The organism is Microvirga lotononidis (assembly GCF_034627025.1).
Lineage (GTDB): Bacteria > Pseudomonadota > Alphaproteobacteria > Rhizobiales > Beijerinckiaceae > Microvirga > Microvirga lotononidis.
In genome coordinates, this window is sequence record NZ_CP141048.1 from 253431 (window position 1) to 270072 (window position 16642).

At 63.9% G+C, this 16642-nt stretch carries 14 protein-coding genes; 4 read left to right on the plus strand and 10 right to left on the minus strand.

The features are described 5' to 3' along the window. Positions 1-96: 96 nt before the first annotated feature. From glgA to U0023_RS01210, 3 genes are all read right to left on the minus strand, one after another. The gene (glgA, locus tag U0023_RS01200; protein ID WP_009764190.1) at positions 97-1545 is read right to left on the minus strand and encodes a glycogen synthase GlgA; all 1449 of its coding nucleotides are present in this window, start codon (positions 1543-1545) and stop codon (positions 97-99) included. Continuing rightward, on the minus strand, positions 1542-2825 hold the full coding sequence (gene glgC / locus U0023_RS01205; protein WP_009764189.1) for a glucose-1-phosphate adenylyltransferase: 1284 nt from the start codon (positions 2823-2825) through the stop codon (positions 1542-1544). Before glgC ends, glgA begins: the two co-directional genes overlap by 4 nt. A 154-nt stretch (positions 2826-2979) precedes the next feature. After that, entirely contained in the window at positions 2980-3324 is a 345-nt protein-coding gene (locus tag U0023_RS01210; protein WP_009764188.1) for a DUF2934 domain-containing protein, read from the minus strand. A 415-nt stretch (positions 3325-3739) separates the two neighbouring features. Between U0023_RS01210 and U0023_RS01215 the strand changes: the two genes are divergently transcribed. Then, positions 3740-5248 (plus strand): phospholipase D-like domain-containing protein, encoded by a 1509-nt coding sequence (locus U0023_RS01215; RefSeq protein ID WP_009764187.1) that lies wholly within the window; start codon positions 3740-3742, stop codon positions 5246-5248. A 3-nt stretch (positions 5249-5251) separates the two neighbouring features. Here the strand turns inward: U0023_RS01215 and U0023_RS01220 are convergent, their stop codons facing one another. The 3 genes from U0023_RS01220 to U0023_RS01230 form a co-directional block, all read right to left on the minus strand. Further along, positions 5252-6193, minus strand: a complete 942-nt coding sequence (locus U0023_RS01220; protein WP_009764186.1) for a putative bifunctional lysylphosphatidylglycerol flippase/synthetase — start codon at positions 6191-6193, stop codon at positions 5252-5254. Between the two features lie 103 nt (positions 6194-6296). Next, the gene (locus tag U0023_RS01225) at positions 6297-7070 is read right to left on the minus strand and encodes an endonuclease/exonuclease/phosphatase family protein (protein WP_040638756.1); all 774 of its coding nucleotides are present in this window, start codon (positions 7068-7070) and stop codon (positions 6297-6299) included. 149 nt (positions 7071-7219) lie between these two features. After that, positions 7220-8521: an O-antigen ligase family protein gene (locus U0023_RS01230; RefSeq protein ID WP_009764184.1), complete on the minus strand. Its 1302-nt coding sequence runs from the start codon at positions 8519-8521 to the stop codon at positions 7220-7222. Between the two features lie 592 nt (positions 8522-9113). On the opposite strand from U0023_RS01230, the gene serA reads away from it, so the two are divergent. The 3 genes from serA to U0023_RS01245 all read left to right on the plus strand — a co-directional run bounded on the left by serA (position 9114) and on the right by U0023_RS01245 (position 12017). After that, positions 9114-10361, plus strand: a complete 1248-nt coding sequence (serA, locus tag U0023_RS01235; RefSeq protein WP_009764183.1) for a phosphoglycerate dehydrogenase — start codon at positions 9114-9116, stop codon at positions 10359-10361. Positions 10362-10749: 388 nt separating this feature from the next. Beyond that, positions 10750-11055, plus strand: coding sequence for a hypothetical protein (locus U0023_RS01240; RefSeq protein ID WP_154661152.1), 306 nt, complete (start codon positions 10750-10752; stop codon positions 11053-11055). A 356-nt stretch (positions 11056-11411) separates the two neighbouring features. Next, the gene (locus U0023_RS01245; RefSeq protein ID WP_009764181.1) at positions 11412-12017 is read left to right on the plus strand and encodes a hypothetical protein; all 606 of its coding nucleotides are present in this window, start codon (positions 11412-11414) and stop codon (positions 12015-12017) included. A 14-nt stretch (positions 12018-12031) separates the two neighbouring features. Here U0023_RS01245 and U0023_RS01250 read toward each other — a convergent pair whose 3' ends face one another. The 4 genes from U0023_RS01250 to U0023_RS01265 are packed head-to-tail and all read right to left on the minus strand — an operon-like array spanning position 12032 to position 16474. Next, entirely contained in the window at positions 12032-12991 is a 960-nt protein-coding gene (locus U0023_RS01250) for a Rossmann-fold NAD(P)-binding domain-containing protein (protein WP_009764180.1), read from the minus strand. A gap of 13 nt (positions 12992-13004) precedes the next feature. Continuing rightward, positions 13005-13967 carry a pyridoxal-phosphate dependent enzyme gene (locus U0023_RS01255; protein ID WP_009764179.1) on the minus strand — a complete coding sequence of 321 codons (963 nt, stop codon included), beginning with the start codon at positions 13965-13967 and terminating at the stop codon, positions 13005-13007. Beyond that, positions 13964-15349, minus strand: coding sequence for a M20/M25/M40 family metallo-hydrolase (locus U0023_RS01260; RefSeq protein ID WP_009764178.1), 1386 nt, complete (start codon positions 15347-15349; stop codon positions 13964-13966). The genes U0023_RS01255 and U0023_RS01260 overlap by 4 nt, the downstream gene beginning before the upstream one ends. Before the next feature lie 12 nt (positions 15350-15361). Then, entirely contained in the window at positions 15362-16474 is a 1113-nt protein-coding gene (locus U0023_RS01265; RefSeq protein ID WP_195904221.1) for an aminotransferase class I/II-fold pyridoxal phosphate-dependent enzyme, read from the minus strand. Positions 16475-16642 lie beyond the last annotated feature (168 nt).

A 16642-nucleotide genomic window follows, 5' to 3' on the forward strand; every position in this document is an offset into this window, starting at 1 on the left:
AGAGCGCTCTCCCCCTCACCCTCGCTGCGCTCGACCTCCCTCACCGGGGCGAGGTGAACCTGCGCTCCACGAACGAAGAACCTATCAGTCTCTCGCCTACACGGCTCGAAGGCTGCGATACAGATCGGCGTATTGCCGCGCCGGGCGATGCCAGCTCAGGTCGGCTCCCATGCCGTTCGCCTGGAGCCGGTGCCAAGCATCCTTGTCGCGCCACAGATGCTTCACCCGGTCGATCGCATCCAGGGCTGCGCCGAACGTGACGGGTCCGAACTGGAAACCCGTCGCGGCCCCGTTGGCAATGGCCATCTCGTTGGCGTCGATGATCGTGTCGGCCAATCCCCCCACGCGAGAGACGACCGGAATGCTCCCGTAGCGCATGGCGCAGAGCTGAGTCAGGCCGCAGGGCTCGAACCGCGAAGGCACGAGAAGCGCGTCGCTTCCTCCCTGGATCTGATGAGCCAGCTTCTCGTCGTAGCCGATGACGCATCCGACTTGGCCCGGATAGACGACGCGCGCCGTCTGGAAACTCTCCTCCAGGGTGCGATCCCCGGCGCCCAGCAGAGCCAGCTGCGCGCCCTCGGAGAGCAGACGTGAGAGACCCGCGAGCACGAGGTCGAGCCCCTTCTGCTCCGACAGGCGGCTGACGACGCCGAACAGGAGCGCGTCGGGATCGGGCTTCAATCCCAGCCGATCCTGGAGCGCCCGTTTGTTGGCAGCCCGTCGCTCGAGGCTGCCGCGATCATAGGTGAGCGCCAGGTGCTGGTCCGTTGCCGGATCCCACACCTTGTCGTCGATGCCGTTGAGGATGCCGGACACGATGCCGGACCTTGCGCGCAGCAACCCATCGAGTGCCATCCCGCCCTCGGGCGTCTGGATCTCCTTGGCGTAGGTCGGCGATACGGTGGTGATGCGATCGGCCAGCTGCAGGCCGCCCTTCAGGAAGCCGATCTGTCCGTAATACTCGACGCCGTCCACCGTGAAGATGCTGGCCGGCAGGCCGAGTTCGAACAGGAGATCCGCCGGAAAGATTCCTTGAAAGGCGATGTTGTGAATGGTGACGACCGTGCCGGGGCGCGGCTGGCCGGTGAGGCTCAGGTAAACGGGAACGAGAGCCGCCTGCCAGTCATGGGCGTGCACGATATCGGGAATGAATCCGGGGACCAGCCCCTGTCCGATATCGGCAGCCGCCCGTCCGAGCGCGGCGAAGCGCCGGGCATTGTCCGGCCAGTCGCGCCCGTTCGGCGCGAGATAGGGTGAGCCGGGGCGTTCGAAGAGATGGGGCGCGTCGATGACGAAGAGGTCGAGGCCCCCTGCCCGGCCGGACAGGAGCCGCGCCGTTCCGCCGAAGAAGGCGGGATATTGATGCAGGGTCTCCGCGTTCTCCAGGGCGTTGAGCACCGCGGGATAACCCGGCATGAGCGTGACGACCGTCACGCCCTCCTCCGCAAGCGCGGACGGCAGAGCGCCGGCCACATCGGCCAACCCGCCTGTCTTGATGATGGGAAAGACCTCTGACGCGACCGACAGAACGTTCAGAGGCCTCATTCCGCCAATCTCTCGATCATCGGCTTGGTGATGAGGCTGACGCCTTTCTCGGTGCGCCGGAAGCGTCGGGCATCCAACTCGGGATCCTCGCCCACCACCAATCCATCGGGGATGCGGACACCGCGGTCGATGACCACGTTTCGCAGCCGTGCGCCGCGACCGATTTCCACGAAGGGAAGAATGACCGCGCCCTCCACATCGGCATGGGAATGCAGATGCACCGCCGTGAATACGAGGGACCGTCGCAGGGCCGCGCCGGATACGATGCAGCCGCTGGAAACCAGCGAATTGATCGCGTGCCCACGGCGTCCGTCCTCGTCGTGAACGAATTTCGCCGGCGGCCATGTCTCAGAGAAGGTCGAGATCGGCCAGTCGCGATCGTAGAGATCGAGCGACGGGACGATGGCCGTGAGATCGATGTTGGCCTCCCAGTAGGCGTCGACCGTTCCCACATCGCGCCAATAGGCTTCCGCGTCGCTCCCCCCGGCCTCGGCGCCCGAACGGACGCAGGAACTGGTGAAGCGATGGGCCACGGCTTTCCCGTACTGCACCAGATAGGGGATGATGTCCTTGCCGAAATCCCGGTTCGAGCCGGGCGTTTCCGCGTCGCGGCGCAACTGCTCGAACAGGAACCGGGTGTTGAAGACGTAGATGCCCATGCTGGCCAGCGCCATGTGAGGCTTGTCGGGCATGCCCGGAGGATCGGCGGGCTTTTCCAGGAACGAGATGATGCGGTCCGTCTCGTCGACGGCCATCACCCCGAAACCAACCGCCTCCATACGCGGCACCTCGAGGCAGCCGACGGTGACGTCGGCTCCTGAATCGACGTGCTGCCGCAGCATGATCTCGTAATCCATCTTGTAGACGTGGTCGCCCGCAAGAATGATGATGTATTCCGGGTCGATGCTCGAGATGATGTCGATGTTCTGGTACACCGCATCGGCCGTGCCCTCGTACCACATCGTCTCGGAGACGCGCTGGCTGGCGGGCAGGATGTCGAAGCTCTCGTTCCGTTCGGCGCGGAAGAAGTTCCAGCCTCGCTGGAGATGCCGGATGAGGCTGTGCGCCTTGTACTGCGTGGCCACGCCGATGCGCCGGATGCCGGAGTTCAGGGCGTTGGATAGGGCGAAGTCGATGATCCGCGTATTGCCGCCGAAATAAACGGCGGGCTTGGCGCGGATGTCGGTCAACTCCATCAGGCGGCTGCCGCGTCCGCCGGCGAGAATGTAAGCCATCGCATGGCGGGCGAGAGGGGCATTCGTAACGCTGGAATTAGGCAAGACCGGGTCCTCACATCAACGGCAGCCACCTGCCCCGCTTTATAGACGCTGAAACCGCCCGCAAGTTCTTGGCTTGTTGATACCGGCCTCAGTTTTCCTCTTGCCCCTTGAGCCTCCGGCCGCATCGGCCGAAGGCTCATGTCATGTCGCGCGTTCAGGTCGCACGCGTTGTGCGCCTGCGCTTCGGCGCCGCGAGAGGCGCCTCGCCGCCGTCCGCGCCGGGCGCTGCATCAGCCGCAGGAGCAGCCGCGGGACTGCGCTTCCTGCGAGTCTTCGGAGCCGCTGGGCTGGAGAGCTCTTCATCCGCCGTCATGCTTGTCATGCCCAATGGCGCCGGATCGACGATCGGCGCCTTAGTGCCTTCCGTCTCGCTGCCCCCACCGAGAACTTCCTGCTCGGCCTGATACCAATATTCATCGGCGCGGCCGTGAATGCTCCCGTGCCGCATCCAGAGCTCGTATGCCCTTTCACGGATTCGTTCTTCGATTTGCTTGTCCATGACTAACCTTTGTCCTCATACCGTGCGCGCTCGGATGCCGCGCGAAGCGGACTGGCATCACCGCCCAGTCGCAAGGTTGCGCGTTCATCGGAAACTGAACTGTGTAAATTATTAGGCAGTTCCGGCGAATGGCAACGGCCGCCCGCCGAATCTGCGGCAAATGTTTGCCCGAACTTGATGCGCATTGGGATGAAGTTTTCAGCGCGGGCGACCACGACGATTCCGGCGCCTTGAAGTGGACGAGCCGGGACACGCCCCAAAGCGTCGATCCGGCGATGACGTTTGCGACGCGATCGAGCCGTTCGATGCGCCCTCGCCCGGCTGTGCGGCCGCACGGCGATCCTTCCGCGAGCGTGTCCTGGCTGCGTCAACCGGAACCTTGGCTTCAGTCCCGAGTTGGGAAGTTACTCCGTTCATGATCGTGGCTGACGTGCAACTTCTGGAACAAGCGACAAGCAGGCAGGCCCTCGACAGGGTTCCGGCGGTGAAACCTCCCGCGGCTCCGATCCTGCGCCCGGGGCAGAATTGCTGGCGTGTGGCCGAGGCCGACCGGGCGAGCGTCCTGATCGACGGCGCCGCCTATTTCGCCAATCTCGAAGCCGCCCTGCGCAAGGCTCGCCGCTCGATTCTCATCATCGGATGGGATTTCGACGGCAGCATTCGCCTCAGGCCCGATGTCGGCATCGAGGAATCGCCGCAGCTCGGTCCCCTGCTCCGCTCGCTCGTCAACGAGTGGCCCGACCTCGAGGTGAGGATTCTCGTCTGGAGCGTCGCGGTCGTTCATGCGCCTGGCGCGCCGGGCCCTCTCATCTTCGGGGCCGACTGGCAGGACCATCCGCGCCTGCAGCTTAGGCTCGACACCCATCACCCGCTCTATGCCGCCCACCATCAGAAGATCGTCTGCATCGACGACAGCCTGGCCTTCATCGGCGGCATGGACCTGACCGTCGAGCGTTGGGACACCTCCCGCCATGCCTGCGATGACCCGACCCGCCTGAAGGACGACGGGACCATCTACGAGCCCGTTCACGATCTCCAGATGGCGGTGGACGGCGACGCGGCGCGGGCCATTGCCGAGGTCGGTTACGGGCGCTGGAAATTCGCCACCGGCGAAGAGCTCGCGCCGGCTCCGAGCGCAACGCCCCCCTGGCCCGACGGCCTCGTTCCCGATTTCCGCCATGCACCGGTCGCCATCGCCCGCACCTATCCGGCCTGGGGCGAGCAGCCTGCCGCCAACGAGGCGGCGGCGCTCACGCTGGATGCGCTCTCGGCCGCCAAGAAGACGATCTACATTGAGGCGCAGTACATGACGGCACCCTATGTGGGCGACGTGCTGGAGCGGCGTCTTGCCGATCCGGACGGGCCCGAGGTCGTGGTCGTCCAGACCCATGAATCCCACGGCTGGGCCGAGGAGCTCGTCATGGGCACCAACCGGGACCGGCTGATCCGCCGCCTGCGCCGATGCGACCATCATGGCCGCCTGCGGGTCTATTACCCGGTCATTCCCAACGGAAATGGCGGGGAATGCCAGGTGCTGATCCATTCCAAGCTCATCATCGTCGATGACGTCTTTGTCCGCATCGGCTCCTCGAACCTGAACAACCGCTCCATCGGTCTCGACAGCGAATGCGACGCCGCCATCGAGGCTACGACGGACGAGATGCGCCGGACCATCGTGGCCCTTCGCAACCGCCTCCTCGCGGAGCATCTGGACGTGGCTCCCAAGACGTTCGACCGGGCTCTCTATGCCCATGGCGGCTCCGTCATCGCGGCCGTCGAAGAGCTCAACACGAACATCCGCGGCCTTCGCGCCTTCCAGGCCATGACGGATGACGGTCCTGCCGTCCCGGCGGCGGGCACGGGGCTCCTCGATCCGCTCGAACCCTTCGATCCCCTGTCCCTGTTCAAGCGCAGCAAGGAATAGGCGTCACGCATTCGCGCCGATGCCATCGGCCACATAGGCCCCGGCCCTGCGCCGGTAGACGAGTTCAGTGACCGCGAGCAGGATGCTGCCGAGGACGAGCGGCACGAGGAAATAGACGAACCGGAACACCAGAAGCGGCCCGATCAGGTCGGCCTGCGGCAGCAGATACATGACGACGCTCTCGATGACCCCGAGACCGCCGGGAACATGGCTGACCAGGGCCGTCGCATTGGCGATCACATAGACCGATGCCACCCCCGGATAAGCCACGTCGGCCACGGCAGCGAGCGTCTGGTGAAGGCAGGCGGCCACGAAGGCGAAGTTGACGGATCCGACCAGGACCTGCCCGATGGCAAGCCTGAGGGGAGGCATCTCAAGCGACCAGCGCCGGATCGTCAGGGGCTTTCGGACGAAGGCCGCCAGGATCAGGTACAGGGTGGGAAGCGCGAGGCAGCCGGCCCCTAGGGCAAGGACGACGGGCCGGGTCAGTCCCGTGATCTCCACCGCCAGCCCGGAGCGCAGCATGAGGGCCGCTCCCCCGAGAACCAGAAGGCCCAAGCCGACCGTGATTCCGCAGAAGACGATCACCTTGGCGACCTCGGCGGCTTTCAGGCCCCAGCGGTCGTAGAAGCGGTAGCGGACCGCCCCGCTGCTCAAGGCGGCCAACCCGATATTGTGCCCGAGGGACAGGGCCGTGAACGAGGCCAGGGCTGTCTGTCGGTACGGCAATGGCCGCTTTACGTAATGCAGGGCGAGATAGTCGAAGAGGGTCAGGGACAGGTAGCTCGCGGCGGCGAAACCCATGGCACCCAGGAGCCGTGGCCCGGGAACGGCCGTCACGGCGGCGACCAGCTGGTCCAGGCTGTAACGGCTGAGGGTGCGGTAAAGAAGGAACGCCGCAAGGCCGATGGCCGCCACGGCAATCACGTATTTCCAGTTCCGCATCCGCACTCCTCGTCCTGCATGAGCCAGCCCTTGAAACGGCTTCGCTCCGAGGAGCTAAACGCGGTGGAACGCCCTGCGATCCGTAAGGCGTCTCACGCCACTTTTATTCCTGTGCATGAGCAAGGGCGGATCTGTGCCCTAGGCCCTGGGCGATCTCAAACTCGACGAGGAGCGGCAGGTGATCCGAGGCGACGCGGGCAAGCGGCGTCCGAACGGTCTCGACCCGCAGGACGCGCACGGAGCGGCTGACGAAGACGTGGTCGATGCGCAACATCGGCAACCGGGAGGGAAAGGTCGGCCTGGGCCGGGGAAGCCGGATCTGAGCCTGCGCGTCGCACAGGTGCGAGGCCAGCCGACGGTAGGCCCTGGACCGAGGCGTGGCGTTGAGATCGCCGACCAGGAGCACCGGGTCCCGGCAGGCTTGGTGCCCGAGCCATCGCGGCCCCAGCAAAGTGTCGATCTGGGCCAGTCGCTCATGCCGGCGCAGACCCAGATGGGTGTTGATCACCTGAACGTCGCTGCCGCCGATCCGGACAGAGGCCCAGAGGGCCCCCCTTGGCTCCAAGCCGGGCTTGCGCACCCATCCCGGCAGCGCTTCCGCCTTCACGAGCTGCGAGGGCCTGTGGGTCAGAATGGCGTTGCCGTATTCCTCCTCGAGCACCTTCAGGCTGGCATGGAAATGCACTTGCATCCCGAGTGCCTGCGCGATCGCGTGAGCCTGGTCGATGCCGCCCGTGCGCAGGCGCCCCACGTCGAGTTCCTGAAGGGCAACCACATCCGGCTCGTAAGCGGCGATCACATCGGCGATCCGGGATGGGGAGAGCCGGCCATCCGTCCCGAGACAGCGGTGCACGTTATAGGTCAGAATTCGCGGCACTCGCCCCCCCTGTCGCAACCCTCCCTGCGCGACCGTCTCCGATCCGTGAGGGCCAATTCGGTCCAGTTTGAAGCCAAACTCGGATCGCCTGGGGTTGGATCCCGCCAAGCCTGACACTGCGGGAGGAAGCTCCTTCCAGCAGCCTGCCGTCATTCCATAGGTTTCGGCTGGACGGGGCGGATGGTCAGGAGTGCGGCTGCGAGGGTGACGGCGGCAATCCACCACCCCTGCCACGCGCCGTGGCTGACGAGGGCGATGGCGCTCGCCGTCATAAGAGTCATCAGGCCCACCCGCCGGACATCCTCCGGTGCGCCCGAAAGGCACCTCAGAACCCACAGGACGAGAGCGGACAGAAGCAGGGCGCCTACGGCCCCCAGTTCGACCCAGACCTGCAGGAAGGCGTTATGAGGATGGCCGACCCTGAGCATTGGACGGTAGGCAGGGTCGATCTGCGCCGCGACCGGATGGCGGGCCATGTGCGGCGAGGACGAGAAGCCTGTTCCGAGGACCGGGAAGTGGTGCGTGACGTCGCTGAACGCCTGCCACAGGGCAATGCGCTCCCGCGAATGGCCGGCCTTGGTCGCCTCGACCACGGATTCGGGCAAATTCCTCATGGCGCTCCCGAAAAAGGGCTGCATCCAGATCAGGCCGAGGAGGACGACCGTCAGAAACCGCTTGACCCAGATGAACGGGGCGTAGCTCAGCGCAAAGGTTCCCACCGCAACCAGCGAGCCGAGCTTTGCGGCCTCGCTGTCGGAGACGAAGATGGTGCCTATACCGATGAGCAGCAGCGCCGAGCAGAGCATGCGATGCGAGCGAAAATCGACCAGAACGAGAACGGGCGCCAGCAGGAGCAAAATCGTCACCACAGGCCTGTTGTGAATGAAACCGCCAATGCGCTCGGGCAGAAATCGTCTCAATGGGAATTTGAGCAGAAGCTCGACTGCGATCAGTCCTGCGGCGATCAGCATCGTCCATGCGAGGGCTTTCGCCATCCATTGCGGCGGAGGAGCGGCACGCCAGCTCATGATCAGGGCCGCGCTCGACACGGCAGGCAGCACGGCCTCACCCCAGGAAAACAAGCCGACAGCCGGACCAATCGCCCAGCTGAGAGAGATCAGCGGATAGGCAATCCCGCAGAGCACGAGGAGCAGGACGCCCGGTCGCACATTCTTGAACGGCGATCGATCGGATCCGATCGCACCAGAGGCCAAGCGTGAAGCAAGCACGAAGAAGGCCGCGCAAGCCAGCAACAATGGCGAGGAGCGATTGGCGACCACCATCGCTATCGGCAGGAGAACGATGAATCCATGGCCGATATTGTCCAGATGAACTCCGAGCCTCTTCTGCCTGCCGGCAACGGATCTTGGGGAAATATCGTCCACGCTTACAGTCTTCTGCGGATCGCCGACATGGTCTTGCTCATGGTCCCCTTTAGCATCCGCAATCATGCGCCTTCTCGTTATTCGAAATCCTGTAACCCGGCCGCCGGATCGGTCTTGAGCACCGATCAGGAGCGCAACAGCACGGGTAGTCGATATGAAACAACATTCATAGCCTAGAAAGATTGGAGTCCACTCGAATGACGGAATGTCCCTCGGTCGCTCCGACGGCCAGATTTGACAGATTCTATCGGCGACATGCCATGGTAACCGATTGGTGAAGTTCGAGGCAACGGGCACCGCCCTTACGGAAAGCTAGTGCATCGCGCTTCAAAGTGGACTCACGTTCCGGCACGACAGGCTCGGCGGCTCCCCATCCGGACTGGTTTTCAGGTCGAGACGACCGGAGGGCGCTCTAAAAGAAACGGGAGCCGTGCGTACATCCGGCACTGGCTCCCATCTCCTTGACCGGCTGCCGCTGCACCCGGATTGATTCATCATAGTCCAGACCGACCTGGTGGGGACGGCGCATTGGAGGTACCGGAATGCCCACCCGAGGGCTGCCCTGCCCTCTGGGACATGGGCGCGATGCACCGAAAGGGGCTTGCGCCCCCGTTCCCGCGCGGTATGCCATCCCGGCACATGGCGAATTGGAGCTGACATGTCCGAGATGTTCTCTCTTCAGAAAGACAAGATCCGCGTTCTCCTGCTCGAAGGCGTGAACGACAGTGCTGTCGAACTGATCAGAGGCGCCGGCTACACGAACCTGACCCATCTCAAGACGGCCCTGGACGAGGCCGAGCTGATCGAAGCCCTGCAGGGCGTCCATCTGCTGGGCATTCGCTCGCGGACGCAGCTGACGGGCAAGGTCCTGCAAGCGGCCAACAGGTTGATCGCCGTCGGGTGCTTCAGCGTCGGCACCAATCAGGTGGACCTGGAGGCCGCGCGTCAGGCGGGTATCCCGATCTTCAACGCCCCCTTCTCCAACACCCGAAGCGTGGCCGAGCTCGTGATCGGCGAGATCGTGATGTTGCTGCGGCGGACTTTCCCCAAATCCGTGGCGGCTCATGCCGGGCAATGGGATAAATCCGCCGCCGACAGCCACGAGGTCCGCGGCAAGACCCTCGGCATCGTCGGCTACGGCAATATCGGCTCGCAGCTTTCCTACCTGGCCGAGGCAATGGGCATGCGGGTCATCTTCTTCGACCAGACGGACAAGCTCCGTCATGGCAACACGGAGCCCGCCGACAGCCTGCACGCCCTGTTGGGCCAGAGCGACGTGGTCAGCCTGCACGTTCCCGAGACGCCGGCCACCCATGGCATGATCGGCAAGGCCGAGATCGCAGCCATGAAGAAGGGCGCCTATCTCATCAACAACAGCCGCGGCACGGTCGTCGACCTCGACGCGCTGGCCGAGGCCCTGCGGAGCGGCCATCTTCGCGGTGGCGCCGTGGACGTGTTCCCCGTCGAGCCCGCCTCGAACAAGGAACCGTTCGTCACGCCGCTGCAAGGCCTGCCCAACGTTATTCTGACACCGCATATCGGCGGATCGACGGAGGAGGCCCAGGAACGCATCGGCGCCGAGGTCGCGAAGAAGCTCGTCGAATACTCCGATGTCGGCACGACCGTCGGAGCGGTCAACTTCCCGCAGGTTCAGCTGCCGTCCCGTGCAGCGGGGACGCGCTACATCCATGTGCACCGGAACGTGCCCGGCATTCTCGGTCGCCTCAACAACGTCTTCTCGCAGCGCGGCCTCAACATCACGGGCCAGCATCTGCAGACGGACGGCGAGATCGGCTACGTGGTGATCGAAGCGGAAGGGCTCCCCGGGCAAAGCCGCGAAACCCTCAACGAGATCCGTGCTCTTGATGGAACCATCCGGGCACGGCTGCTCTATGCCAGAGGATAACCGTCACGGTTTCACAGGAAGCTTCCTGAAGCATTCGTGCTGAAGTCATGCTACCGTCAGGGAGGCCCTCCTCCTAGGAGACAAGAGTGCAAGTTGGCGGAGCAGGCGTAGAACCGTGATTTCCGATGTTCGAGGTAAGTTGCGCAGCTTCTTGCAGCAAGTTGCGTCCCGCCTCCTCCGCCTGAGGGCCCGGGCCAGGATTGCCGGCGGCAAACCGGACGCCGCTCCTGCTCAGCAGACTTCCACGAAGGTCTATGCTCGCCTGGACGAACCGGATCGCGTATCATCGGCGCTCCATTCCGTCAGTGCATCGCTTCGGCACCACGTTGCCGACGATTTCACTCCTCCGCCACGCTCAGGCATCGAAGACTTGGGACGCTCAATCGACATGAATGCTTCCGTGGATACCCTGGCCGAACAGATGCTGACTCTCGTTGACATCGTCTCGGCCCAGGAAAGGGACATCAAGGCGCTCAAGGAGCAATGCCGCAGGCTCGAAGAACACGACCAGGCGATCGTGGTCGCCTTCTCGACCTTCTTCCACGTCCTGTCGGCGGGACGCGTCGCCAAGCTGAGCGAGATCGCCCATATCCTTAACAACATCATCAAGATCGCCGAACAGGAAGGACGACCGCCCGCGTCCATCAAGTTCCTGCAGGACCTCGCCGCCATGCTCCCGGACGATCAACGCTGAGGAGCCGTCGAAGCAAAGTGTCGGGGCCTTGAGAGTATCCTCCTGACAGCGCACGGAATTCGCCCGGCAATTAATCATCCGTTAACCACGTTCCTTCACCTTGAGGAAACTATCGACGTGGAGCGGCCCCGTCCGACGTCCCACTCGTTGAAGAGCGCATCATCCGGGGCGGATCCGGAGGGCCGCGTCAGCGAAAGCCGGGGCCACTTTTCACTGGCGTGACCCTTCGGGTTCGCACGATGCGCCATAGCATCGAACGCAAAAGTGGGAACCGGTTTTGCGTGGAAAGATGCGAAAAACAAAGAAGAGAGCTGATTTCGCGTAAGTGGAAACAGCTCTAGAGGCGAAGGAAGTCAATGATGTCGACGGAACGGGCCGAAGCGGCACTCGAATTGGCAATCGCCAAACATGTCGCCATTTCCTTCCAGCGGAGCGGCCGGAACACGGATGTCACCATCGCGGCGCGGAGCCGAAGCCGCATCACGGACAGCTTCCGGCACGGCGAATTCCAGACGGAGCAGGACAACCGGCCACCCGCACTGGTCGCGTTCTATCGCAATATCACGGCAGCATTTGCGCCGGTTGCAATCGAACCGCATGCGCCGGAACGCTCATCGCACCTGTACGATATCAAAGATTCGCTCGTAACCCTGCGCGGCGCGCTGTCCACGGTCTCGCAGAAGTCCAGAATGGATCACGCGAAGATTCAGCTTCTGATCGAGCGGCAGCAATTGCTGGTGAAGAACCAACTCACCGAGGGCTTCGGGCGCATCGAGTCCTGGATCCTCTCTCTGTCGTTCCTCGGCCTCGTTCTCCTGAATGCCGTCAGCCTTCTCTGGGCTCTGCCCTTTCTCGGCTTCAGCATCGGCAGAGCCTGGTATCTCGACAGAACCTGCAAGCGCCGTCTCAGGAAGATCTCTGACATCGATGCCCTGATCGACCGGATCGAGCGGGCGTCCTGATAGGGATGGATCCGTCACGAATGCTTCAGAACGGCCGACGCGATCGCGATATCCTGGACGGCCAGCCCCGAGAATGCAGAAACGGTGATCTGGTCCGCCGTCTCACGGCCTCTCGCCTTGCCCATGACGATCTCACCGATCTCGGCCACGGTATTCATGGCTGACGGATCGCCCCCGTAGGCATGTCCGAGCTCGCCTCTTGACTGAGCCTGAACCCTGCTATCCGTCACGACGATATCGGCATTGTGGATGATCGATGCATCCAGCTCCTGCTTGTCGGCACTGTCGGCACCGATGGCAGTGATGTGTGTACCGGGCTGGAGATCACGCCATACGAGCAGCGGCGACGGGCTGGCGGTCGCCGTGACGATCAACCGACAACGGGACGCGACCTCTGCCGGCGACGATGCGACCTCGACGGAGAAATCCTTCTCCTGCATCCGTCGCGCATAGGCCGAAGCCCGTTCAGGATTGCGCCCCCAGACCACGATATTGCGGCAGGGCCTGACGGATTGCAGCAGTTGCACCTGAAGCTCCGCCTGGATGCCGCACCCGAGCACGCCGATGGGTTCCACCGTCTCAGGCGCCAAGTGCTTCGCCGCGACGGCACCGGCGGCGGCCGTGCGCAGATCCGTCAGCCGGCCGCGATCATTCAGCACCGCCGCCAGCTCTCCCGTGTCCTTCCTGAAGACGAGGAGCAGCCCGTCGCTGCTGCTGAGGCCCCGTGCGGGATTGTTCCAGAACCCCGAAGCGATCTTGATCACATAGGTATCGCCGCTGGTCAGATACCCATATTTGATGTGCACCTCTCCCGGCGGTTCTTCGAGCAATAGCTCACCGGGTGCCGGCACCACGGCCTCGCCGCGGGAGAAGGCCGCGAAAGCCCCTTCCATCAGACCGACCAGATCGAGACCTTTCAGGCGTTCTTCGATCTGCGCGAGATCGAGAAAGGTGATGGAGGATGCAGTCACCATGGCGGTCGGGACCCTAACCGTTCAGGACAGAGAAAATCTTATCGCGGTCGAAATTCGCCCCGCACAGAACGATGACGTTCCTCTGTCCTTTGCAGCGTTCGGCAACTTTGAGGAACCCGGCCAGGGCGAGGGCCGCCGCGCCCTCGACGATTTGGTTTTCCTTCAAGGCCAGATCCTTGAGAGCGCCGGCAATCTCGGCCTCGGTACAGGTCACGACCTCGTCGATGACGGACATGGCCAGGGGCAGGGTCATGCTGTCCTCATCGATGCCGCCGGCAACGCCATCGGCGAGCGTGTCGAAATGCTCGGTTTCGACCACGCGCCCGGCGATGATCGAAGCGGCCAGCGCAGCGGAGTTTCGAGCCGCCACACCGAAGACACGGGTCTGCGGACTGAAGCTCTTGAGAACGGAACCGATGCCGCCGATCAGCCCGCCTCCCCCCATGGCGACGAAGACATTGTCGATGCTCTCGGCCTGCTCCAGCAGCTCCAATCCGATGGTCCCCTGCCCGGCCACGATCTCGGGATCGTTGTAGGGAGAGACATAGACGAGGCCGCGCGAAGCAGCTTCCTGCTGGGCATGAAGTTCCGCGAGCCCGCTCTCGGCGCCGTGCAGGATCACATCGACGTTGAACGAGCGGATCCGTTCGAGTTTCGCCGGGGCGACGTTCTCAGGCAGCACGACGGTCAAGGCCTGACCGATCGAGCTCGCCGCCTGCGCCGATGCGATGCCGTGATTGCCGGAGGACGCGGTGATGACCGCGCGGTCGCTCCCGAGCGCCGTCATCTTGCTCGCCGCACCTCGGATCTTGAAGGAGCCGGTCAGCTGAAAATTTTCGGCCTTGAAGAAGACGGATGATCCCGTCTCGATCCCGATCCGGCGGGACGGCAGAAGAGGCGTCTCATAGATATGGTGGCGAATGCGTCGACGCGACTGAACCGACCGCGCGGCGGACTCGAAAACGATGCTGGTCATGGCGCTCCTCCATCCATCGGAGACGTATCGTTCGCCCTTGTCCCGTTCGCGCGTTCCAAGAGCCTTTGAAAGATGTCCGCGGAACAGGCGATCATCGCCTCGAACTGCGCGACGATGATGTTCTCGTTCGGCGAGTGGAGCATGGCACCGTGATGCGTGAGGCCGATGCCGACGATATTCGCGCCGAGCTGCTCGACGAAGGGATGCGACGTCCCGGATGCGGGCGAACTCGGCTGCACGATGACGGGCCGCCCGAAATGCCGCTCCAGAAGCTCCTTCGCGTCCTGAATGAACCAATGGTCCGTCGACGACCTGACAGGCTTCACATTGGCATCGTGAACGATGAGCTCGATATCCTCGAAACCTTGCCGGTCGAGATGCGCGCGAAGAAGGCTTACGACGTGCTGCGGATCCTGATCGGGGACAAGGCGGAAATCGATTTTGACGGAGCCTTCGGCCGGCAGCACGGTCTTCGCGCCCTCGCCCGCATAGCCACCGGAGAAGCCGTTCACGTTCATGCACGGCGCGAAGTTCATCGCCGCGTAGAAACTGGCTCCGTCGATGCCATCGAGAACCCGCTGCCCGCCCGTCGCCCGAGCCAAGCTGTCGAACGAGAATGGCGGCACGGTGGCAAGATCCCGTTCCTGCTGCGTGGGCTGCCGGACCGTATCGTAGAAGCCGTCGATCAGCACACGGCCGGAACCGTCGCGCAAGGAGGCTGTCGCGGCCGCGAGCCGCCAGAGCGGATTGTCGAACACGGCGCCCAGGCTCGAATGCAGATCGGCTCTCGCCGTCCTGCAGCGCAGCTCGACGGCCATCACCCCCTTGAAACCGCAGAGGATGACGGGGTGGCCGCTCGAGTCGATCTCGCCATATTCCCACCAGCAGATGTCCGCCGTCACGCCGGAGAAGCGCCTCTTCAGGAACCCCTCGAGCGACGGACTGCCGATCTCCTCCTCGCCGTCGACGAGCCAGATGATCCTGAAGGGCAAGGGGCCCGGATGCCGCTCCCGGAACAGGCGCCAGCCTTCGAGACGGCTGACGAACTCGCCCTTGTCGTCGGCAACGCCGCGTCCATACCAGCGCCCGTCGCGCTCGCTCAGTTCGAACGGCGGGCTGTGCCACAAATCCACCGGATCCTCGGGCTGCACGTCGTAATGATTGTAGATCATGACGGTCAGGGGGCCGTCGCCGATCTCGCCCACGACGAACGGCCCGATTTCCCCAGTGCAGACCTCCGCCTCGAAACCGGCTCCGGCGAGCAGATCACGGACCGCTTGGGCGCAGTCGGAAAGACGCTCCCCGCGCGCACTCACGGACGGGATGCCGACGAGGCGCCTCAGATCCTCTCTTGCCCGCCAAAGGCTCTCTTTCGGCAGCATCGCTTGCGCCTTCTAGGCGAGGCCGTGACGAGACAGGAACGCATCGAGCCGGGTCAGCCCCTCCACCAGATGCTCGGTCTTCACGCCGATGCCGATGCGGATGTGGCCCTCGATCCCGAACCAGCTCCCTGCGACGACGAAAACGCTCTCCTCTTCCCGCAGACGGTTCGACAGATCCTCGGACGACATGTCGAAGTCATAGCGAAGGAACGCCATGCCGCCGGCGGCGGGACGCTGCCAGGACCAGCGGTTCCGCTTCTCGACCCAGCGCTCGACGATGTCGGCATTCTCGCGCAGAAGGGCACGCCCGCGCGCCAGGATGCGCTCGCGGTTCTGCGGCTCCATGACGGACGCTCCGAGGATCTGGCTCAGGATCCCGCTGCCGATGGTCGTGTAATCCTGCCGCTCCGCCGCAGCCTCAACCACTTCTTCCGGCCCGACGATCCAGCCGAGGCGCAGGCCGGGACATGCGAAGGATTTCGACAGGCTGCTCGTGACGATGACGCGTGGATACTCTCCATAGAATGTCTCGGTCTCGGCCCCGTCGATCTCGCCTCCGCGATAGATCTCGTCGACCAGCAGCCAGGCACCTGCCCTCCGCGCCGCATCGAGCAACGCCTCGCGGCTCCTGCGCGACAGGACGGCGCCGGTCGGATTGCCGGGATTGGTGACGGCGATCAGCTTCACGCCGTCCAGCGCCTTGGCCAACGCCTTCTCGTCCACCTGCCAACCCTGGTCGGCCAGCAGGGGAAGGCGCTCGACGTTCATGCCGAGCGCCCGCCCGAGACCGTCCACCTGCATGAAGTTCGGAACCGCGAACAGCACTTTGTCGCCAGGATCGATCATCGCCATCAGGGTGATCATCGTCGCCTCGGACGAGCCGTTCGTCACCAGCACGTTGGAAGCGGATGCGCCCGGATACCAGCCGGCTATGGCGCTCCTGAGATCGGGGCGTCCGTCGGTCCAGCCGTAGCCGAGCGGCTGGCGCAACAGCGCCTGGGCCTCGTCCGGCGGAAGGATCTCCTCGATGCTGCAGGGATGCACCCCGCTTTCGGTCAGATTGATCTCGACGCCGTTCTCGAACAGCGTCTGGTTCCGCTCCATTAGGAAAGTATCGAACTGCACCCAAAAGCTCCAATCAGGAATCGGGTCGAGGCAATGGTAGAGAATGGCCGCGCCAACGCAGGACCCGGGCACGCGGCAGGGGCGGACCATGGCAGGCGGAAGATTGAACCGTCAAGTCCAATTTGGACTATGAAGTCTATTTTTGCGGTGCTAAGAGGCCATGAATCG